This is a genomic window from Yoonia sp. SDW83-1, assembly GCF_046762885.1.
Lineage (GTDB): Bacteria > Pseudomonadota > Alphaproteobacteria > Rhodobacterales > Rhodobacteraceae > Yoonia.
In genome coordinates this window covers 101,646-120,918 of record NZ_JBKQXO010000005.1, presented here as the reverse complement: position 1 = coordinate 120,918, position 19,273 = coordinate 101,646, and the positions used below count along the sequence as shown (strand labels likewise).

Below are 19,273 nucleotides of genomic sequence, written 5' to 3'. Positions count from 1 at the left end.
GCGTTGGTCACGTTTCCCGGTCCAGGATCATCAATTGCAATGCTGCCCGGCGCGCTGTGTCCTCCAGCCCGACCGAGCGGAACAATGCCAGCGCGTCGGTGACGGAGCGCATATCGCCAGAGTAGCCCTCGTTAAAGAGGGCGACGGCGCGTAAAAGGGCCTCACCCAGTTTGCCCTCGGCCACGAGGTTTTGCAGAACGTCAGGTGGTGGCGCGCCGTTGAAAGCGGCCTGAATGGCCAGCTCCTTGGGCGTTGTCACCCGTACCTCTTGCGGCACACCACGGGCGATGGCCATCAGGAACGGGTCGTGATCGGACCCAGCAGCATCAAGCGCTGCGGTTTCATAATCGCCTGATAGCAGGCTGATTTCGAAAGCGAGTTTGTCTGACTCCCCATCTAGCCGCAGGTCGATCAGGTCCATGCCATAAAGCTTGGCGAACTGGATCTCGGCCTGTGCCTGTTTCATGGCGTTCCATGCGGTGGGCAGGGTCTGTGCAATGGCATCAGTGTCGCGTGATTGCATGGCCGCATCGAACCGCTGGATCGCTGCGGCCCGTTCCCAGATTCCGCCGGACGCGGCGGGTGTGCGGGCGGTGTAGACCTGTTGCAGGACGTTTTCGGAAACAGCCCCGTGACGGGCAAGCCGTTCAGCCGCCTCGATCTGCGATTTCCAGGCGGTGGTGCTGCGCAGATCGGCATGGGCAAAAGCCAAGGGCAGGTTGCGGGTGATCAGTGGTTCGCCAATCGCCTCATGCATGCGGAACATCAATGGGCTGACGCGCGCTGGCGGTTCCAGCGACGGCTCACCCTCGTAAAGTTCGGGGTCAAGAAAGCGGGACAGCAGCGCCTCTTCCTGTTCGGTGATGTCGCCCAGCACGCGATGGGTGTTCAGCGTCAGTGCTGCGGCAGCCCAATCGCCATTGCGCGCCAGGCAAAAGATGCGGGCAGGGTAGGTGGGCGCAACTGACGGCGTGTCGCGGACAACATCGCAGGCCTGATCCTCCGTCCCGGTCAGAAGGGCCACGTCGAACCAGCGGCGAAACAAGGGAACGGTGTCCGGTTCGGCGGCTTCGATAAGCGATTTGGCCTGTTCCAACGCGCCGAGGTCCAGAAGTTTGTCGACGCGCGCCAGAAAAAGCGCACCATCGGGACCCGCGCCGAGCGGCGGATCAGCCTCGGCCAGTATCAGCACCTTCAGGAATTCCTGAATGGCAGGCAGCGTTTCGACCCGCTCTGCCTGAACCAGTGTGACCAGCGTCGCCTCATCACTGCCTGACCAGATGGACGGGGGCAGGCCGGTCACACTGGCGGGCAGCAGGCCGATGCGGTCCTTTGATGGGCGGTCCAGCGGGCTGACGGTGATTTGCGGCGTCGTAATCTCGCTTGCCACGGCTGGTTCGGCAATGGCGGCCGGCTCGATGCTTTGTGACAGCCAGTCGATGGCGGATAAAGGGGCACCATCCTCTTGCCCGGCAGCCGCCGTGGCAAGGACCATCGCCAGCGCGGTCAGCGGCCTAGTTTGTTTCCAGCGTGACAGGGCGTGTTACCTCTTGGGTTGGGGCGGCAAAATCAGCGGGGAAGAATATCGGGCCAATATAGGCGTAAGCGACAAGTGCCACGCCCGCCAGTACTATCAAAAACAGCAGTGCCTTGATCAGTCGCCACATTGCCCGCCCCTTGCTTACTTTTCTGCCTCGATTAGTGGTCTGAATGCCACTTGTTACGGTGTTTATATATGGTCTTTTGCGCAAGATCACGGCATTCATTCATTAATTTTTCATGTGGCGGCGGTTGGCCGAACAGGAGGTCTGGGCATATGGCGGATGCGCCGCAATTCCATCTGCATCGGACAGTTGTGTTGGTGGGGATGATGGGATCGGGCAAGACGGCGATTGGCCGTGCACTGGCCGCACGTCTGGGCGTTGATTTTGTCGACAGCGACAGCGCCATTGAAGAGGCCGCCGCCCTGACAATTGCCGAGATTTTCGAGCGTGACGGTGAGGATTTCTTCCGCGAGCGCGAAGCCGAAGTATTACGCCGCCTGTTATCCGGCCCGCCACAGGTCGTGTCCACTGGTGGTGGTGCGTTTCTTGCGGAGGGAAACCGCACCGCGATCGCCGAAATGGGCATTGCCCTGTGGCTGAATGCGGACTTGTCCATTTTGTGGGAGCGGGTCAGGCACAAGGACACGCGACCGCTGCTGCGGACCGCTGATCCCAAAGGCACGCTGCAACGCATTTTCAAGGAGCGGACCCCGATCTATGCCAAGGCATCACTGCATGCGGAGATTGTCGCGGGGGCCTCGATTGAAGAGACAACACAGGGGGTTATCGACCTTTTGCTGACCCGCCCTGATATTCTGGAGACCGTTTGATGATTGCCGAAACCGTGCATGTTGACCTGCCGGGTCGCGCCTATGATATCCATATCGGTCCGGGTCTGCTGGATAAGGCGGGGGCATTTCTGACCGGATTGAGCGGACGGCGGCATGTCTGTATTGTGACGGATCAAAATGTCGCGGACCTGCATCTGGCGCAATTGCAGACCGGACTGGCAGAGGCTGGTCTGACGTCTGAGGCTTTGGCGCTGCCGCCGGGCGAAGCCACAAAATGCTGGGCTGAACTGGAACGCACGGTGGAGTGGCTGTTGGCGCAGCGGGTTGAACGCGGTGACGTTGTTGTCGCCTTTGGCGGTGGGGTGATCGGTGATCTGGCCGGGTTTGCTGCCGCGATCCTGCGCCGGGGTGTCAGGTTTGTGCAGATCCCGACCAGCCTGCTGGCACAGGTTGACAGTTCGGTTGGGGGCAAGACGGGGATCAATTCGCCGAGCGGCAAGAACCTGATCGGTGCGTTTCACCAGCCCAGCCTTGTTCTGGCGGATACTGCGCTGCTGGGCACGTTGACCCCGCGGGATTTTCTGGCGGGGTATGGCGAAGTCGTCAAATACGGGTTGCTGGGTGATGCCACGTTCTTTGACTGGCTAGAAACCGAAGGTCCGGCACTGGCGGCTGGCGACATGGCGGCGCGGGTGCGGGCGGTGAAACGGTCCTGCCAGATGAAGGCTGATATCGTGCAGCGTGACGAGACAGAGCAGGGGGACCGGGCGCTTTTGAACCTGGGGCATACGTTCTGTCACGCGCTGGAGGCCGCGACCGGATATTCCGACCGCCTGCTGCATGGGGAAGGCGTTGCGATTGGCTGTGCGCTGGCGTTTGAACTGTCGGCTCGGATGGGTCTGTGCAGTCAGGAGGACCCAAGCCGGGTGCGTGCGCATCTGCGCGATATGGGGATGAAGGTGGATATCGCCGATATCCCCGGCGATCTGCCTGATGCGGCCGGGCTGCTGGACCTGATGGGTCAGGACAAGAAGGTGAAGGACGGCAAGCTGCGGTTTATTCTGGTGCGCGGGATTGGGGATGCGTTTATCACCTCGGACGTGCCGCGCGACAAGGTGCTGGGTGTTCTTACCGATGCGTTGGCGGGCCGCTAATCTGGATCGTCGAACAGATTGATCCCGTGTTTCCGGGCAAAGTTCAGGAAAATCGGCACCTCCATCACGAAGAGGGTGATGATCGTGAAGATCGCCCAATTGCTGTGAAAGAACAACATGTTGAACCGGGTGCCGGTGCCCCAGAACAAGGCACCCGCCACGGTCAGTGCGAGGGCGGACAGAACCACATCAATGGTCATGATGCGGTTCAGCGTCTTTTCTTCAAGGCTGGGGTAGATGCCCAGATACGCAACCGCCAGTATCACACCGTTCAGGATCAGAATCTGGGCTTCTGGCGCAAATTGCATATGACTTAGAACGGGATCTCGTCGTCCATGTCGCTGCCGCCACCGCCTTGTTGCGATGATCCGCCGCTATAGCCGCCATCATTTCCACCATAGCTGCTGCCACCGCCACCGTAGCTGCCACCGCCGCCGCCACCGCCTTCGCCACGGCCATCCAGCATGGTCAGATTGCCGCCGATGCCTTGCAAAACAACCTCGGTCGAATACCGGTCCTGGCCGGATTGATCCTGCCATTTGCGTGTCTGCAGTTTGCCTTCGATGTAAACCTTGGAGCCTTTCTTGAGGTACTGTTCGGCAACTCGCACAAGCCCTTCCTGAAAGATGGCAACGCTGTGCCACTCGGTCTTTTCGCGCCGTTCACCGGTGTTACGGTCTTTCCAGGTTTCGGATGTGGCGATTCGCAGGTTGCAGACCTTGCCGCCATTCTGGAATGTGCGCACCTCCGGGTCCGCACCCAGATTGCCGATGAGAATAACTTTGTTCACTGATCCGGCCATGACGCCCTTTCGAATCTTTTGATTGCGTTTTGGTAAACGTACATTGGTTAATGAAGGGTTGCCACAACTGGGGCTTGGTCATCTGCCAAAAAAGCACTACGGTTGCCGCGATTATCAGGTGTGGGCATTTGACATGCGAAATTCAGGATTGGTTTTGGGTGTTGTAGGCGTGATGGCCGCAACGGGTCTTTCCGCTCAGGAACAGGTTTCGACGATGTCGCGGACGTCGTTGTTTCAAAGCCAGCTATCGGTTCTGGATGGACGTGCGGCGCAGCAATACAACAATTCTGTCCGTCTTCAGCCGCCGCGCATTGAGGTGCCGGGCGCGCCGGGGTCGGTGCCTGCTTATACGGGCGGCTATCGCGGGCAGTATCTGGATGTGGCCCGGTCTGCGGCGCGTCGATACGGTGTGCCTGAAGATCTTTTCCTTAGGCTGGTGCAGCAGGAAAGCGGGTGGAACCCGAATGCCCGATCGCATAAGGGCGCGCTTGGCCTCGCGCAGCTGATGCCACAAACGGCGCGGGCTTTGGGTGTGGACCCTAGCGATGCGGTGCAAAACCTCGATGGTGGTGCGCGTTATCTGCGCCAGCAATATGACAAGTTCGGCAATTGGCGGTTGGCGCTGGCGGCTTATAACGCTGGGCCAGGCGCGGTGGAGCGGTACAGCGGCGTTCCGCCATATCGCGAGACCCAGAATTATGTGCAGGTCATTTGGGGGCGTTAACGCAGTTCATCGGCCAGTGATTTGATGTCGGGGTCTGACAGGCGCGGCACTGTGCGGTAGGCTGCGTTGACAAAAAGAAACAGCGCAAAGCCCAGAAGCCCGACACAGAGGAAGGTGACGAGGATCTGCCCGTAAACCTGGTCGGACAGCCAGTCGAATGTCTGATCCAACCCCCCGGCCTGATCGGCGTCATTGACCCAGAATGCATAGATCAGAAAGACGCCGATGATGGTGACGACAATCCCCTGGGCCGCCACACCCAGCCTTAGCAGGCCGTCCCAATGTGTGGTGAAATGGTTCGCCGCCAGTTTCTGGCGATAGGATCGCGACCATGCCTTGTGCAGATAATAGAGGCCAGATCCCAGCGTCAGCAGACCGGCGAGGCCGACAAGCCAGACGCCGAATGGCGCTGACATAATCGTCTCGGTAGCCTGTACGATGCGGGAATTGCCGCCATCGCCGCTGTCGCGCCCGAAGACCAGAGCAAGGGCGGCGATGCCGATGGCCGCGTGGATCAGGCCGGTGGTGATCATGCCGGCCCGGCCGATGATGCCGGTGACGTCTGATCCTTCTTCCTCGAGGTCGGCAACGCCATCGATCACCCGCCAAAGCGTATAGCTCAGTAATCCCGCACCGATGATTAGCAGGATGATCATGCCGAAGGGCGAGGTTTCGATCTGCCGTAGTGCTGCAGATGTACCTTGCGCATCACCGCCTTGCCAGATGGCCCAAAGCGACAGGCCTGCAATCGCCAGATATGTCAGCCCGCGGCCTGCGTAGCCAAGCCGCATGACCGGAAGCGCCCAGTTCATCTTGTCGGTTGCCATTGAATATCCCCCTTGTTCAAAGGGATAATCGCTGAGTGCCGACAAGGTTCCGTTATTCAGCGGCGATCTGGATCACAGGTTCCATATTGGCCAGTTCTGCATCGCTGAGGTGGCATTTGATCTGGTGACCTTCTGCCACCATGCGGACAGGTGGCACCTCTCGCTCGCAAAGGTCACCGGCGACCTGTGATTTCCAGCGACAGCGCGTCTGGAACGGGCAACCGCTGGGCGGGTTCATGGCTGAGGGGATATCGCCCTCCAGCACGATGTGTTTTTTCTTTACCGATGTGTCGGCGATGGGAACGGCGGACAGCAAAGCCTCTGTATATGGGTGGTAGGGGGGCGAGAATACCTGATCGGTGGTGCCAAGTTCGACGACATGGCCCAGATACATGACCATGACGCGGTCGCTGAGGTAGCGCACGATCGACAGGTCGTGGCTGATGAACAGCAGCGTTGTCTTATGTTCGCGTTGAATTTCCATTAACAGATCGGTCACTGCCGCCTGAACGGACACATCCAGCGCCGAAACAGGTTCATCCGCGACCACGATCCGGGCGTCGCCTGCAAAGGCGCGTGCGATGCCAACCCGTTGTTTTTGCCCGCCTGACAGCTGTCGTGGCATCCGGTCGGCGAAGGCGCGGGGGAGTTTGACAAGGTCGAGCAGGTCCAGCATGCGGTCGCGCCGTTCGGCATCGTTATTGCCGATCCCGAAGATTTCCAGCGCGCGCATGATCTGGCGTCCGACAGTCATTGAGGGGTTGAGCGTATCGAACGGGTTTTGAAACACCATCTGAATATCGGCCACGGTTTTGGTGTCGCGGTTTTCGATGGCGATGTCGCCAATGGATTGATTATCCAGCAAAATCTGGCCTTCGGTTGCGGTCTCAAGCCCCATAAGCACCTTGGCGAAGGTGGATTTGCCGCAGCCGGATTCACCCACGATGGCGAGTGTTTCGCTTTCGCGGGCCTCGAATGACAGGGTTTCGTTGGCTTTGACCACCTTCTTGTCGCCGCCGCCGAAAAGGGCATTGGCCGCAACCTCGTAATATTTCTTGAGGTTGTCCATTTTCAGAACCACCGGACCGATATCGCCTTTCTGTTTCTTTTCAGCGATTTGCGGCGGTGCGGCCCAGTCGATTTCCTCGTGTCTGAGGCAGCGGGTCTGGTGGCGATCATTGCCTTTGACCTGCACCATGGGTACGAAACCGGCGTCGCAGCGCCCTTCTTCGAAATAGTCGCAGCGCGGGCCGAAATTACAGCCTTTGGGGCGTTCGTGGGGCAGGGGGAAATTGCCGGGGATCGCGATGAGCGGGCGCGCGTTCTTATCCGCGCCGGGCAGTGGGATCGACCGGAACAGGGCCTGTGTGTAGGGGTGCTGCATCTCGTCAAACACATCTTCGATGCTGCCGCGTTCGACGGCCTCGCCGGAATACATCACGCAGATCCGGTCACAGGTTTCCAGCACTAGGCCTAGGTTATGGCTGATAAAGAGCATCGATGTGCCGTATTTCTTGCCCAGATCCTTGACCAGTTCGACGACTGCTGCTTCGACCGTGACGTCGAGCGCTGTGGTCGGTTCATCAAGGATCAGAAGCGCCGGTTTGGACATCAGCGCCATGGCGATGACGATGCGTTGTTGCTGCCCGCCGGAGAGCTGGTGGGGATAGCTTTTGAGCATGCGTTCGGGGTCTGGCAGTTTGACGTCTGTGACGACCTCCAGAGCCCGCGCATAGGCCTCTTTTTCCGAGACGCCTTCGTGGATCATCGGCACTTCCATCAGCTGTTTGCCGATCTTCATGGCGGGGTTCAGGGATGCCATAGGTTCTTGATATATCATGGCAATTTCGTTGCCGCGGATATCGCGCAGCCGTTCGGGCGACATCGTGTTCATCTCTTCGCCCTTGAACTTGATCGAGCCGCCGACGATGCGCCCGTTCACGCCCAGATCCTGCATCACGCCAAGCGCCACGGTGGATTTTCCGCAGCCGGATTCCCCAACAAGACCAAGGGCTTCGCCTGGCATGACCTTGGCGGAAAAATCCATCACGGCGGGAATTTCGCGCAGGCGGGTGAAGAAGGAAATGGACAATTTGTCGATTTCGAGGATGGGTTCGGCTTGATCGAGCGTGGCCATTAACTTTTTCCTTTCAGCGCCGATTTTTGCTGTCGGCATCGCGTCGGACTTGCGTCGGCAAAACGTCGGACCCCACCGCACGCGGGGTCCGTTAACTATTAATCTTTCAGGCTTTCCTCGCGCAGGCCGTCGGCCAGAAGGTTCAGCCCCAGAACGAGGCTGAGGAGCGCGACGGCAGGTGGCAAGGCCGGGTGGGCGAAGATCAGGAGCAGCTTGCGCCCTTCATTGATCGTGGTCCCCCAATCGGGGCTTTCGGACGACAGGCCCAGACCGAAGAAGCCGAGGGTCCCGAGCAGGATGGTCGTATAGCCGATCCGCAGGCAGAAATCGACGATCAGTGGTCCGCGTGCGTTGGGCAGGATTTCCCACAGCATGATGTACCACGCGCCTTCACCCCGCGTCTGGGCGGCGGCCACATAGTCACGCGTACGCAGATCGAGGGTCAGCCCCCGCACGATCCGGAAGACCGTGGGCGCGTTCACGAAGACCACCGAGACGAAGACGACGAGGATGGAGATATCAAAGAGGTCGAACCATTCAGGCAGGAAATCGATGACCGTGCCTTTCTGGTTGATCACTGACAGATAAAGCCAGCCGAGGATGCCCAGCACCGGGATCAGAATGGCGTTACGTTTGGCCGGTTGGGTGTAGTAGCGCGAGTTCAGCAGCACGCCGAAAAAGATCAGCGGGAAGATGAACAGGAACGCGGCCATATATGAGGGGATGCCCGTCAGCACGATTTCCGGTGTGACCAGCAGGTAAAAGAGCAGGATCACAGGGAAAGCCAGGATCAGGTTGGCAACAAAGGAGAGGAACGTGTCGAGCTTACCGCCATAATAGCCTGCGGGCAGGCCCAGCGTAATGCCAACCATGAAGGCAAAGACCGTGGCCAATGGCGCGATGGCAATCACGAAGGTGGACCCGACAACGACCCGGCTGAAGATATCGCGGGCGAGGTTGTCACCCCCAAGAAGATAGTGGGGAATAGCCCCGTCCGTGCCTTCCGGCACGGGGATGCCGGGGCCCTTGTTCTTGAGCCCGGAGACCTGGCTCAGATAGTCATGTGTCGCGATCAGATCGAACAGGCCGACAAAGAGTGCGGTGAACACCCAGAACATGACGATCCCGAAGCCGATCATGCCAACCGTGCTGTCAAAGAGTTTGCCATAAAGGCCAAGCTTGCGTTTGTAGAGGATCGAGAGGCCGAAGGTGACCAGAAGCGCGACCCAGACGGGCAGGAACTGGCGTGACATTTCGCCAATGATGCCGCCGGTGCCATAGGGCGTGACGATTCCGCCGATCAGGTAGGCAAGTACCAGTACCAGAACGAAGAGGAAAAGATACTTGTTCACCGTTTCGACGGTGCCCAGAAGCCCTTCGCGCCCTTGCAAGGTACCATCCGCATTGGCCTGCAGCGTCATGGGCGCGGTGAAGAAGCCAAGCACGATCTGTGCAAAGATCCCGATAGCGAGGATCACAACGCCCAGCCCGAGTGCCGGGTTGAGGAATGCGCCGAGCGCGCCTGTCCATGTGAGAGGTTCCATGTCCATTTCCCCTTAAGAAATACGAATGCGTGGGTTGAGGAAGACGTAGCCGATATCGGAAATCAGCTGTGTGATCAGCACCACGAAGACAGAGACGACCGAGACGCCGAGCAGCAATTCGATGTCGTTATTGCCGGCGGCCTGCACCAGCACCCAACCGAAGCCTTTGTAGTTGAAGAGCGTTTCGACGATCACGACCCCATTCAACAGCCACGGGAATTGCAGCATGATCACCGTAAAGGGGGCGATCAGGGCGTTCCGCAAGGCGTGTTTCAGCACGATCTTGGGGAAGCTGACACCCTTGAGCCGGGCCGTGCGGATGTATTGTGCTGTCATGACCTCGGTCATGCTGGCCCGCGTCATACGGGCGATGTAGCCCATCCCGTAGAGTGCGATGGTGATTACCGGCAGGAAGAAGTTTTCGAAGGTCGCGTCGTCCATGGCCGCGGTCGCCGTACCCTTGAACCATTGCATGCCGAAGGTTGCGGTGGCGAAGACGGAGATAAAGACAACACCAGAGACGTATTCGGGCGTCGCGGTAGAGACGATGGACACTGTGGAGAGGGTGCGGTCTGTCCGCGATCCTTCGCGCATGCCAGCAAGCACACCAATAATCAATGCGCCGGGCACCATGACCATCATCACCCAGAACATCAGTTTTCCGGTCAGGCCCAGCCGGGTGGCGACAATGCTGCCCACCTCATCCTTGAACACCGTGGAAAAGCCCCAGTCACCTTGCAGGATACCGCAGAAAGTCGATACCTCGTCCAATGGTTGGCCCGGCTCCTGACAGCGCGCGCGCGTTTCCCCATCGGAGCCTTCGATGACGTAGCCGGGTAGCACGCCGAGCCATTGGCCGTATTTGACGGGCAGGGGTTGGGAATAGCCGCGGTTTTCCAGCCAGCTGACAACCGCGTCGTCTGTCATCCGGGCATTGCCCTGGGTCTTGGCCAGTTTTTCGAGATTTGGCCCCAGATTGGTCAGCCAAAAGACGATAAACGTCAGACATAAAGCCGTGAGGAGCATCACCCCAAGGCGGCGTAAAATAAACAGTCCCATAAAGGCCCCTGTTGGTCAGCAGCGTCAGGTCATTGCCCGACTTCTTGTTTTGGGCGGCCCCGGTTCACCGGTGATCCACCTGTCGTGAAAAGGGCCGCCCCATCGCTGGGGCGGCCCGAAGGATTTAGGCGGCAAATGCCATCTTGTAGACCTGCGGCAGATACGCGATGTGCATATCCCAGCCCACGATGCCCGGCTTGGCGTGCCGGTAGAGCGAGCGCCAGTACGGCTGGATCGTCACGCCTTCGTCACGCATGATCGCCTGCAGCTTGGCCATCACTTCGCGCCGTGCATCGGCATCAGCGATGGAGTTGGCTTCGGCCAGCAGTGCGTCGAATTCGGCATTGGCAAAGCCGCTTTCGTTCCAGGCTTCGCCGGACCGGTAGGCCAGTGCGAGGATCTGGGTGCCAAGTGGCCGGTGGTTCCAGTTGGTCGAGCTGAACGGGTATTTTGTCCAGTCGTTCCAGAAAGTGGAGCCAGGGATGATTGTCCGCTTGACGTTGAAACCGGCGTCGCGCAGCTGGGCTGCCACCGCATCGGTGGTGTTCTTGCGCCAGTCATCGTCGATCGAGATGATTTCCATCTCGAAATCGGCCATGCCTGCCTCGGTCAGCAGTGCAAGCGCACCTTCGGGATCGTATGGCATCCCTTCGATGTCAGCATATTCGGGGTGCATTGGCCCGACATGGAAGTTTTTGGCGGTCTGGCCGCGATTGGCGTAGCCGAGTTCGAGGCAAACCTCGTTATTGACGGCCATGGCGATCGCCTGCCGCACCCGCACGTCAGCATAGGGCTGTTTGCCGTCGACCTCGGCCAGTTGGTTGGGCCGGATGGCGATGGTGGCACCTGATGCAACCTCGGACCGTTCCCAGCCGATGCTTTCCATGATGTCAACGAAGTCGCCAACTGTTTCATAGAGCATGTCAACCTCGTCAGCCGAGGCGGCTGCGACCCAAGCCGATGGGTCCGTGCCGTAGTCGATGAATTCGACCCGGTCGAGGAAGGCGCCTTTGCCAGCCTCGTAACCCCACCATTCAAAGCCTTCGTTGCGGACCAGCACGCCTTTGACCCCGACCTCGAGGCTTTCGGGTAGGTATGGCCCGGTGCCCACAGGATTGCCCGTCATATTTTCAGGATCGAAATCAGCCGGTGTGATGGCGGCGGGGTAGTCTGCCATGCCTGCGATCAGCGAGATGTCGGAGGCGGGCAGGTTCAGTTTGACGGTGCTGGCGTCGACTACTTCGATGCCGCCTTCGACGGCCTGACCGGTGGTTTCGTCGATCAGCGTGGCGAAACGCCCGGCCATGGAGTTGCCTTCGACGTTCTTGTCGCACCAACCGGCGATGTTGCGCGCCACGTCTTCGGCGGTGAAGTCATCGCCGTTGTTCCACTTGACGCCCTGGCGGACGTTGAGCGTGTATTCGGTGGCGTCTTCGTTGACTTCCCAGCTTTCCAGCAGCATCGGCGCGAACGACCCGTCATTGTTGTATTCGACGAGGTATTCCAGCCAGCCGTTGGAGTAATAGGCGATCTGGGTCCAGTCATAGGTGCGCGGGTCCTTGAGCGCGCGGACTTCCATCTGCATGCGCAGCGTGCCGCCTTGCTGGGCGTGGCCATCTGCCTTGGCTGGTGCGGTCAGACCCAAAAGGCCATAGGCTGCCGTTGCCGTCAGGCCGAGGCTGGTTGCCCGCGTCAGGAATTCCCGGCGGCTGAGTTTGCCCGCCTTTTCCTCTGCGGCGTACATTAGCGCGGCTGGATGAATTTTCGTGGATTGCGTCATTCTGTTCTCCCTGTGACACATCTTTGTTTTGAGGATGGAGAATAGATCGCCTTGGCTGCGTTTACGCTTCATCCCGTCCCGCGCTATCACCGCATAAGTTGGGGGGGCAGGTCAACCGACGCTTTTGTCAAACATATGTCATTTACGACAGGTCACCCATCAAAAAACGACATGTTGGCCCTGTGAAAATCAAAGCGCTTTGGCGCTGCAATGCAGCGTCAGCTGCGGTTGGAGCCGCCTCTGCTGCGCCGGAATTCGGAGGGTGTCAGGCCTGACTTGCACTGGAAACTGCGTGTGAAATAGGCCGGTGACTGGAACCCAAGCGCCTTGGCCACATCCTGAATGGGTGTTGCCGTATCCCGCAACAGGGTGCAGGCCTCAAAATGGATCCGGTCGTTGAGAAGGTCCAGCGCTGATCGGTCGCAGGTCTGCTTGCAGCAGCGGGTCAGATGGGTCGGGGTGACGCCGAGTGCCGCCGCGTAGTCGGTCACGCTGCGGTCGGAGTGAAAATCGCGGGCTATCATTTGCGTATAGCGCGCGACCAGTTTGGCTGCCGCCGTATCACGCCGTTTGTCGATGGTCTGTGGGTCGCGGGCCTGCAGCTGTCGTTCGACAAAGATGCTGAGCAATCCAAGATGACAATGGGCCGCCCGGCTGTCGCCTGTCGGTTTCAATTCGCGTTCGATGGCTTCGATCAGATTGCTCAGGTCCTTTTGCGGCACCGCGTCCAGCAATCGCAGATGGAACGGCGTATCGGGCCAGTCGCCGGTATTGGGCAAGGACAGGGTTTGTCCAAAAACGGTTGGCCCGACCTCGATCCCGTACATGGTGTGTGGCGGAATGAAGATCAGGTTGTTGGGCCCATAACCGTTGGTCAGACCCGCAACAATGATCCGCCCCTGTCCCTTGGTGATATGGATCAGACGCGGCGTGTCGTGGCTGCGCATCGCCTCGGTCCGCCAGCGCAGGGCCGGGCCGCCATAGGTCAAGGGCGTCAGCGCAAGCGCCGACGGCTGGATTTCCGTCATCATGGTCATCAACTTTGCCTCAATGTTGATTTTTGACAAGTCTTGGCAGAAAGCCTTGTCAGATCAATCCATTGGTTGATCGGCGAATCGCAGTGTTGCGGAAATGTCAGGCTGGCTGGGGTCGATATGTGCCCACGCTTTGTGCAGGGACCGGAACCATGTGCGTTGTCGTTTCGCATATTGTCGCGAGGCGATGATAGCAGCCTCGCGGGCGTCCTGAAGGCTGATTTCGCCCTTTAGATGAGCGATCAGTTCCGGCGCCCCGATGGCCTTGGCCGACTGGTGGCTGGGGTCCCAGCGGGGCAGCATGCCGCGGGCCTCGTCCAGGGCGCCGTGTTGCAGCATCAGATCGAAGCGTTTTTCGATCCGTGCAGTGAGCCAGTCTTTGGGTGCGTCCAACGTGATGGCGGTGGTTTGGTCCAGCGGCAGCAGCGGTGGGGGTGTCGTATCCTGCCAGGCGGCAAGGCTGCGCCCGGTGTTCTGCAGCACTTCCCATGCCCGTTGCACCCGCATCCGGTTTTGCGTGTCGATCCGCGCCTTTGTTTCGGCATCCAGATCGGTCAGTAAGGCGGGCAGGGGTAGGGCGTTCGCCTGTTGGCGCAAGGTAGCCGGGGTGGCCGGGATATCGACCAGCCCGTTGGTGAGCGCGTTGAAATTCAGGCCGGTGCCGCCGACGATGATCGGGCGTTTGCGCCCTTGCAGGAAGGGTGCCACATCCCGCAGCCAGTGACCCACCGAATAGTCGGCATCGAAGGGCACATGCCCGTAAAGCGCGTGTTCGGCCAGTGCAAGATCGGCATCGTCCGGTCGCGCAGTCAGGATGCGCCAGCCATCGAAGACTTGCAGCGCGTCGGCGTTTACGATCACGCCGCCTTGTTCCTGAGCGATCCGCAGGGCCAGCGCGGACTTGCCGGACGCTGTTGGTCCGGCAATCAGCACCGGCATGTCTGGGTAAATCGTGATCATCGCGCTATTACTGCCGAACCTGTCGAATATGGGCAAGCGGCCATTGAACACCGCCCGCTTTTCCGACATTTTGCGCGCTAACATTCTGCGCTTCAGGGGGACGCCATGACCGACACCGCAATTCAGCCCGCGCCGGCGGCTGAGACCACGTATAAACGCGTGATGCTCAAGATTTCGGGCGAGGCGCTGATGGGCGACACGTCCTTTGGGTTGCATCCGCCCACGGTGCAGCGCGTCGCCCGCGAGGTGAAATCGGTTCATGATCTGGGGGTCGAGATCTGCATGGTGATCGGCGGGGGCAATATTTTCCGGGGCTTGCAAGGCTCTGCCCAGGGGATGGAGCGGACGACGGCCGATTACATGGGGATGCTGGCGACGGTGATGAACGCCCTTGCGATGCAGTCCGCGCTGGAGGAATTGGGTATTCATACTCGGGTGATTTCGGCGATTACCATGAACGAAGTGGCCGAGCCCTATATTCGACGCCGCGCGGTGCGCCATTTGGAAAAGAAACGTGTTTGTATCTTTGCAGCCGGGACTGGCAATCCGTATTTTACGACCGATACCGCCGCAACGCTGCGTGCAAATGAAATGGCCTGCGAGGCGATTTTCAAGGGCACCAAGGTGGACGGTGTCTATGACAAAGACCCGGCCAAACACGATGATGCGGTCCGCTATGAGAGCGTCAGCTATGACGAGGTGTTGCAGAAACATCTGGGTGTGATGGATGCGAGCGCGATTGCACTGGCCCGCGACAACGCGCTGCCGATCATTGTCTTTTCACTGGATGAACCCGGCGGGTTCCGTGGCATTCTGGCGGGCGAGGGGACTTATACGATTGTGAAGGACTGATTTGGGCCATGACTGCTTTTGATCCCGATGTCTTTGACACTTTGTGCCGTGTTCTGGCGGATGAATTTGGTGCCGATCCCAAACAGTTGACGCCGGATCTGGAATTGATTGCCTTGGAATTGGATCAAGAGGAGTATCATCGTCTTTACGAGCGCATGGCGGAAGAAACGGGCGTTCACTTGCACAAGATCGTCAACTCGATGCCTATCTATTCGATGGATGAAGGTGAGTGGACAATGAGAAGCCTTCAGAATTTGGCGGCGTTCAGTGATGATGCAGCGAAATACCTAGATCGTTGTGACGTGCGATCAGAAAAAGAAACCTTACGCAGCATTGCGCAGTCTTTTGCTGAGGGGCGGTATGTGTCGTCCGGTCAGTTCTTCGATCCATTCTTTCCGCCGCGCAGCAAGACCTATGTCATTGGGTGGTCGATTGGCATCGTTCTTGCATTAGTAATCATTGGCCCCACGATCTGGGCGCTTTGGCCTTGTAATCCGTTCCGCTGGGCCTGTCACGGAGGGCCGATGGGGCGATACCTTTTTGTAGTACCGTATACGGGTGGGCTTGCTGCGTTTCTTCTGGCTTCTGCATATGTGCCGGGTCTGCTGGCATTACGTTCAAAGCGCTTGCGTCGTGATCGGCGGGCGTCAAGATAAACCTGATCGAAAAATGCCGAAACGGTACGCATATCCCGACCTATACAAGTGTGGGCTATTCCCGTAATACGATGAAAAGCCGGGTAAACGCCCGTAGTGGAAGAGCAGAAGATGTCTGACGATTTTGAACTTGATACCGATGATCTGGCCCGCCGGATGGATGGGGCCATTGCCAATCTGCGCATTGAACTGGCGTCACTGCGCACGGGCCGCGCGTCCGGGTCCATGCTGGAGCCTGTGATGGTCGATGCCTACGGGTCGATGACACCGATCAACCAGGTGGGCACGGTCAATGTGCCGGAGCCGCGTATGGTCACCATCAATGTGTGGGACAAGGGTTTGGTCGGCAAGGTGGAAAAAGCCATTCGTGAGAGTGGGTTGGGTATCAATCCTCAACTAAACGGTACGATCATCATGCTGCCGATCCCTGAGTTGAACGAGGAACGCCGCCGCGAGCTGACCAAGGTCGCAGGCCACTATGCCGAGAGCGCGCGCGTGTCCATTCGCAACCTGCGCCGCGACGGGATGGATCAGATCAAGAAAGCCAAGTCCGACGGTATGTCGGAAGACGATCAGAAGTTCTGGGAGAGCACTGTGCAGGAGATCACAGACGCCCACATCAAGATCGTTGATGAAACGCTTGAAACGAAACAAGCGGAAATCATGCAGGTTTAAAACTCTGCACCTGACGCGCAGAAAGGCGGCCGGAATGCCCAAGGATATCGACCCCAAGACCAATCCGCATCACGTGGCGATTATCATGGATGGCAATGGCCGATGGGCCCAGCAACGGGGCCGCCCGCGCCTGTTTGGCCATCATGCCGGTGCCCGCCGCGTCCGCGAAATTGTGGCCGCCTGTCCGGGGCTGGGTGTCAAATATCTGACGATCTTTGCCTTTTCGACGGAAAACTGGAAGCGGACCCAGACCGAAGTGGCCGGTCTGATGAGCCTGTTTCGCACCTATCTGGAACGTGAGGCGAAGGCCTTGTTAGAGAAAGGTGTTCGCGTCCGCTTTATCGGGGACCGTATTCGCCTGGATGACAAGCTCGTTTCTTTGATGGATGATCTGGAGCTGCTGACGGCTGACAATGATACGGTGCATCTGACTGTCGCTCTGAATTATGGTGGCCGCGATGAGGTGACCCGTGCGGCCAAGCGGCTGGCCTATGAAATTGAGCAGGGTCGTCTGACCCATGATGAGGTCGATGCCGAGACCCTATCGAAATTCCTGGATACCCATGTACTGCCCGATCCTGATCTGGTGATCCGCACCAGCGGCGAAGCGCGGATTTCGAACTTCTTGCTGTGGCAGTCGGCCTATTCGGAGTATGAATTTGTCGATACCCTGTGGCCAGATTTCACCAAGGCCGAGTTTGCCCGTGTCCTGGCGAGTTTTGGTCACCGTGACCGCAGGTTCGGGGCAGTTCCGGCCTGACAATGGAAACACCCCCGCAAAACCCGACAAAGTGGGATGATCTGACCGTTCGTATTGCATCAAGTGCGGCGATGACGGTGATTGGTGCGGCGGGTGTGATCCTGGGTGGTGTCTGGTTTCAGATGCTGGTTGTCTTTGTCTCAGCCGTTACGGTCTGGGAAATCTGGATGATGATCCGCCCGGCAGAGCCTACCAAGGGCATGCTGATGGCCGCCCTTGTGGCGTCGATCATGTCAGGTCAGTTGGCCAATGATACCGGCTGGACGCTGCTGTTGTTTCTTGTGGTGCCGATCATCGGTGTGACCCAGTTGCGGACGGAACAAAAGACGTTCTTTATCTTTGCCCTGGGGATCCAGATTGCCGGGTGGGGTCTGGTCCATTTTCGGATGGATTTCGGGTTTATCTGGCTGTTGTGGCTGATGTCGGTAGTGATTATCACGGATATCTTTGGCTATTTTGCAGGCAAGTCGATTGGCGGTCCGAAATTCTGGCCCAAGGTCAGCCCCAAGAAAACATGGAGCGGGACTGTTGCCGGTTGGATCGGGGCCGGGATTGTCGGGTTCATCTTTACCCTTTTTACCAATGCCGGTCTTGTCATTGTGCTGATTTCCATGGTGCTGAGCTTTGCCGGGCAGATGGGTGACATCGCCGAAAGCGCGCTGAAGCGTCGGATGGGTGTTAAGGATAGCTCCACCCTGATCCCGGGCCATGGTGGCCTGTTTGACCGATTTGATGCCTTGCTGGGTGCGGCGCTGTTCATGCTGCTGGTGGCTGTTGTCTTTAACGTACCGGGAGTGGCCTTTTGAGGCGGATCACGCTGTTTGGGGCAACAGGATCGGTCGGCCAGAGCGCGATTGATCTGATCGCGCGTGATGCTGATGGTTATGATGTCGTCGCGCTCACCGGGGGGCGCAACGTCACGCAGTTGGCGGCTGATGCGCGCCGGTTGGGTGCTGATCTGGCGGTGACCTGCTATCCAGAATGTTACAATGAATTGAAGGATTTGCTGGCCGGAACGGATGTTGAGGTGGCGGCAGGACCGGACGCCATTGCGGCCGCGGCGGCCCGGCCGATGGACTGGGCGCTGTCGGCGATTGTCGGCTCTGCCGGGCTGGTGCCCGGTCTGGTCGCGCTGGAACATGGCACCAAGCTGGCGCTGGCCAACAAGGAATCGCTGGTGACAGCTGGGCCGCTGTTGCTGGGCACCGCCAAGGCGCATGGGGCTACCGTTCTGCCAGTGGATAGCGAGCATTCGGCCGTGTTTCAGGCGTTGGTGGGCGAGGATATGGCCGCCGTGGAGCGTGTTGTTATCACCGCCAGTGGCGGGGCGTTTCGGGATTGGCCGGTGGAAAAGCTGGCGACGGCGACATTGGCCGAAGCATCCAGCCATCCCAATTGGGATATGGGCCAGCGGATCACCATCGACAGCGCGTCGATGTTCAACAAGGCGATGGAACTGATTGAAACCAAAGAGTTTTTCGCCGTCACGCCAGAGATGATCGAGGTGCTGGTGCATCGCGAGAGCCTGATCCATGCCATGGTGGGCTTTCGTGACGGCGCGCTGATGGCGCATGTGGGGCCGCCCGATATGCGCCACGCCATTGGCTATGCGCTGCATTGGCCGGACCGCAAGCATCTGCCGGTGGAGCGGCTGGATCTTGCAAAGATCGGGTCGCTGACATTCGAGGCGCCGGACGATGCCCGTTATCCGGCCTTGGCGCTGGCCAAGCGGGTTATGCAGGAGGGCGGTCTGTCGGGTGCCGTGTTTAATGCCGCAAAGGAACGTGCGTTGGACGGGTTCATTGCGGGTGACATTGGGTTTCTGGATATGGCAAGGGTTGTTGAGACGACGCTCGACAAAATGTCATCATCTGACGGGCTGCAAAATGCCGAAATCACGTTAGATAATGTGCTAGAAACAGATCGGCTGGCCCGCATACGTGCGGCCGAAGCCATCAGCCATATGGGATAAAA

Annotated in this window: 20 protein-coding genes; 9 read left to right on the top strand and 11 right to left on the bottom strand. The window is 58.9% G+C overall.

Annotated features, from left to right (window positions below; genetic code table 11):
* Positions 1-7: 7 nt before the first annotated feature.
* Together ACFWW4_RS08215 and ACFWW4_RS08210 are read right to left on the bottom strand one after the other, a co-directional pair.
* Positions 8-1,495, bottom strand: a complete 1,488-nt coding sequence (locus tag ACFWW4_RS08215; protein WP_411890389.1) for a hypothetical protein — start codon at positions 1,493-1,495, stop codon at positions 8-10.
* Between the two features lie 19 nt (positions 1,496-1,514).
* Positions 1,515-1,667, bottom strand: a complete 153-nt coding sequence (locus ACFWW4_RS08210) for a hypothetical protein (protein WP_393929018.1) — start codon at positions 1,665-1,667, stop codon at positions 1,515-1,517.
* Positions 1,668-1,816: 149 nt separating this feature from the next.
* Between ACFWW4_RS08210 and ACFWW4_RS08205 the strand changes: the two genes are divergently transcribed.
* Positions 1,817-2,374, top strand: coding sequence for a shikimate kinase (locus tag ACFWW4_RS08205; RefSeq protein ID WP_411890388.1), 558 nt, complete (start codon positions 1,817-1,819; stop codon positions 2,372-2,374).
* Positions 2,375-2,376: 2 nt separating this feature from the next.
* Positions 2,377-3,489 carry a 3-dehydroquinate synthase gene (gene aroB, locus ACFWW4_RS08200; protein WP_411890537.1) on the top strand — a complete coding sequence of 371 codons (1,113 nt, stop codon included), beginning with the start codon at positions 2,377-2,379 and terminating at the stop codon, positions 3,487-3,489.
* On the opposite strand, the gene ACFWW4_RS08195 is transcribed toward aroB, so the two are convergent.
* Positions 3,486-3,797: a hypothetical protein gene (locus ACFWW4_RS08195; protein ID WP_411890387.1), complete on the bottom strand. Its 312-nt coding sequence runs from the start codon at positions 3,795-3,797 to the stop codon at positions 3,486-3,488. The genes aroB and ACFWW4_RS08195 overlap by 4 nt on opposite strands.
* Positions 3,798-3,802: 5 nt before the next feature.
* Positions 3,803-4,291 (bottom strand): single-stranded DNA-binding protein, encoded by a 489-nt coding sequence (ssb, locus tag ACFWW4_RS08190; RefSeq protein ID WP_393929012.1) that lies wholly within the window; start codon positions 4,289-4,291, stop codon positions 3,803-3,805.
* 133 nt (positions 4,292-4,424) lie between these two features.
* On the opposite strand from ssb, the gene ACFWW4_RS08185 reads away from it, so the two are divergent.
* Positions 4,425-5,015, top strand: coding sequence for a lytic transglycosylase domain-containing protein (locus ACFWW4_RS08185; RefSeq protein WP_411890386.1), 591 nt, complete (start codon positions 4,425-4,427; stop codon positions 5,013-5,015).
* On the opposite strand, the gene ACFWW4_RS08180 is transcribed toward ACFWW4_RS08185, so the two are convergent.
* The 7 genes from ACFWW4_RS08180 to miaA all read right to left on the bottom strand — a co-directional run bounded on the left by ACFWW4_RS08180 (position 5,012) and on the right by miaA (position 14,356).
* On the bottom strand, positions 5,012-5,842 hold the full coding sequence (locus ACFWW4_RS08180) for a DUF1206 domain-containing protein (RefSeq protein WP_411890385.1): 831 nt from the start codon (positions 5,840-5,842) through the stop codon (positions 5,012-5,014). The two genes, ACFWW4_RS08185 and ACFWW4_RS08180, sit on opposite strands and share 4 nt — an antisense overlap.
* Before the next feature lie 52 nt (positions 5,843-5,894).
* Complete coding sequence (locus ACFWW4_RS08175; protein WP_411890384.1) at positions 5,895-7,979, bottom strand: dipeptide ABC transporter ATP-binding protein; 2,085 nt, start codon at positions 7,977-7,979, stop codon at positions 5,895-5,897.
* Between the two features lie 98 nt (positions 7,980-8,077).
* Entirely contained in the window at positions 8,078-9,523 is a 1,446-nt protein-coding gene (locus ACFWW4_RS08170; RefSeq protein ID WP_393929004.1) for an ABC transporter permease, read from the bottom strand.
* A gap of 12 nt (positions 9,524-9,535) precedes the next feature.
* Positions 9,536-10,582 (bottom strand): ABC transporter permease, encoded by a 1,047-nt coding sequence (locus ACFWW4_RS08165; RefSeq protein ID WP_411890383.1) that lies wholly within the window; start codon positions 10,580-10,582, stop codon positions 9,536-9,538.
* A gap of 124 nt (positions 10,583-10,706) precedes the next feature.
* Positions 10,707-12,362, bottom strand: a complete 1,656-nt coding sequence (locus ACFWW4_RS08160) for an ABC transporter substrate-binding protein (protein WP_411890382.1) — start codon at positions 12,360-12,362, stop codon at positions 10,707-10,709.
* Between the two features lie 218 nt (positions 12,363-12,580).
* The gene (locus ACFWW4_RS08155) at positions 12,581-13,399 is read right to left on the bottom strand and encodes a helix-turn-helix domain-containing protein (protein WP_411890381.1); all 819 of its coding nucleotides are present in this window, start codon (positions 13,397-13,399) and stop codon (positions 12,581-12,583) included.
* Positions 13,400-13,453: 54 nt separating this feature from the next.
* Positions 13,454-14,356 (bottom strand): tRNA (adenosine(37)-N6)-dimethylallyltransferase MiaA, encoded by a 903-nt coding sequence (miaA, locus tag ACFWW4_RS08150; protein WP_411890536.1) that lies wholly within the window; start codon positions 14,354-14,356, stop codon positions 13,454-13,456.
* Positions 14,357-14,461: 105 nt separating this feature from the next.
* Between miaA and pyrH the strand changes: the two genes are divergently transcribed.
* From pyrH to dxr, 6 genes are all read left to right on the top strand, one after another.
* Positions 14,462-15,208 (top strand): UMP kinase, encoded by a 747-nt coding sequence (gene pyrH / locus ACFWW4_RS08145; protein WP_393928996.1) that lies wholly within the window; start codon positions 14,462-14,464, stop codon positions 15,206-15,208.
* 8 nt (positions 15,209-15,216) lie between these two features.
* The gene (locus tag ACFWW4_RS08140) at positions 15,217-15,864 is read left to right on the top strand and encodes a hypothetical protein (RefSeq protein WP_411890380.1); all 648 of its coding nucleotides are present in this window, start codon (positions 15,217-15,219) and stop codon (positions 15,862-15,864) included.
* Positions 15,865-15,975: 111 nt separating this feature from the next.
* Complete coding sequence (gene frr, locus ACFWW4_RS08135) at positions 15,976-16,539, top strand: ribosome recycling factor (RefSeq protein ID WP_411890379.1); 564 nt, start codon at positions 15,976-15,978, stop codon at positions 16,537-16,539.
* Positions 16,540-16,573: 34 nt separating this feature from the next.
* The gene (locus tag ACFWW4_RS08130; protein WP_393928990.1) at positions 16,574-17,299 is read left to right on the top strand and encodes an isoprenyl transferase; all 726 of its coding nucleotides are present in this window, start codon (positions 16,574-16,576) and stop codon (positions 17,297-17,299) included.
* Positions 17,300-17,301: 2 nt separating this feature from the next.
* Positions 17,302-18,105 (top strand): phosphatidate cytidylyltransferase, encoded by an 804-nt coding sequence (locus ACFWW4_RS08125; RefSeq protein WP_411890378.1) that lies wholly within the window; start codon positions 17,302-17,304, stop codon positions 18,103-18,105.
* Complete coding sequence (dxr, locus tag ACFWW4_RS08120; protein WP_411890377.1) at positions 18,102-19,271, top strand: 1-deoxy-D-xylulose-5-phosphate reductoisomerase; 1,170 nt, start codon at positions 18,102-18,104, stop codon at positions 19,269-19,271. Before ACFWW4_RS08125 ends, dxr begins: the two co-directional genes overlap by 4 nt.
* Positions 19,272-19,273 lie beyond the last annotated feature (2 nt).

What these genes read in the sequence shown, in the direction of transcription:
- ACFWW4_RS08215 (WP_411890389.1), bottom strand. Translation starts at nt 1,495, where the DNA reads ATGGTCCTTGCCACGGCGGCTGCCGGGCAAGAGGATGGTGCCCCTTTA.
- ACFWW4_RS08210 (WP_393929018.1), bottom strand. Translation starts at nt 1,667, where the DNA reads ATGTGGCGACTGATCAAGGCACTGCTGTTTTTGATAGTACTGGCGGGC.
- ACFWW4_RS08205 (WP_411890388.1), top strand. Translation starts at nt 1,817, where the DNA reads ATGGCGGATGCGCCGCAATTCCATCTGCATCGGACAGTTGTGTTGGTG.
- ACFWW4_RS08195 (WP_411890387.1), bottom strand. Translation starts at nt 3,797, where the DNA reads ATGCAATTTGCGCCAGAAGCCCAGATTCTGATCCTGAACGGTGTGATA.
- ssb (WP_393929012.1), bottom strand. Translation starts at nt 4,291, where the DNA reads ATGGCCGGATCAGTGAACAAAGTTATTCTCATCGGCAATCTGGGTGCG.
- ACFWW4_RS08185 (WP_411890386.1), top strand. Translation starts at nt 4,425, where the DNA reads ATGCGAAATTCAGGATTGGTTTTGGGTGTTGTAGGCGTGATGGCCGCA.
- ACFWW4_RS08180 (WP_411890385.1), bottom strand. Translation starts at nt 5,842, where the DNA reads ATGGCAACCGACAAGATGAACTGGGCGCTTCCGGTCATGCGGCTTGGC.
- ACFWW4_RS08175 (WP_411890384.1), bottom strand. Translation starts at nt 7,979, where the DNA reads ATGGCCACGCTCGATCAAGCCGAACCCATCCTCGAAATCGACAAATTG.
- ACFWW4_RS08170 (WP_393929004.1), bottom strand. Translation starts at nt 9,523, where the DNA reads ATGGAACCTCTCACATGGACAGGCGCGCTCGGCGCATTCCTCAACCCG.
- ACFWW4_RS08165 (WP_411890383.1), bottom strand. Translation starts at nt 10,582, where the DNA reads ATGGGACTGTTTATTTTACGCCGCCTTGGGGTGATGCTCCTCACGGCT.
- ACFWW4_RS08160 (WP_411890382.1), bottom strand. Translation starts at nt 12,362, where the DNA reads ATGACGCAATCCACGAAAATTCATCCAGCCGCGCTAATGTACGCCGCA.
- ACFWW4_RS08155 (WP_411890381.1), bottom strand. Translation starts at nt 13,399, where the DNA reads ATGACCATGATGACGGAAATCCAGCCGTCGGCGCTTGCGCTGACGCCC.
- miaA (WP_411890536.1), bottom strand. Translation starts at nt 14,356, where the DNA reads ATGATCACGATTTACCCAGACATGCCGGTGCTGATTGCCGGACCAACA.
- pyrH (WP_393928996.1), top strand. Translation starts at nt 14,462, where the DNA reads ATGACCGACACCGCAATTCAGCCCGCGCCGGCGGCTGAGACCACGTAT.
- ACFWW4_RS08140 (WP_411890380.1), top strand. Translation starts at nt 15,217, where the DNA reads ATGACTGCTTTTGATCCCGATGTCTTTGACACTTTGTGCCGTGTTCTG.
- frr (WP_411890379.1), top strand. Translation starts at nt 15,976, where the DNA reads ATGTCTGACGATTTTGAACTTGATACCGATGATCTGGCCCGCCGGATG.
- ACFWW4_RS08130 (WP_393928990.1), top strand. Translation starts at nt 16,574, where the DNA reads ATGCCCAAGGATATCGACCCCAAGACCAATCCGCATCACGTGGCGATT.
- ACFWW4_RS08125 (WP_411890378.1), top strand. Translation starts at nt 17,302, where the DNA reads ATGGAAACACCCCCGCAAAACCCGACAAAGTGGGATGATCTGACCGTT.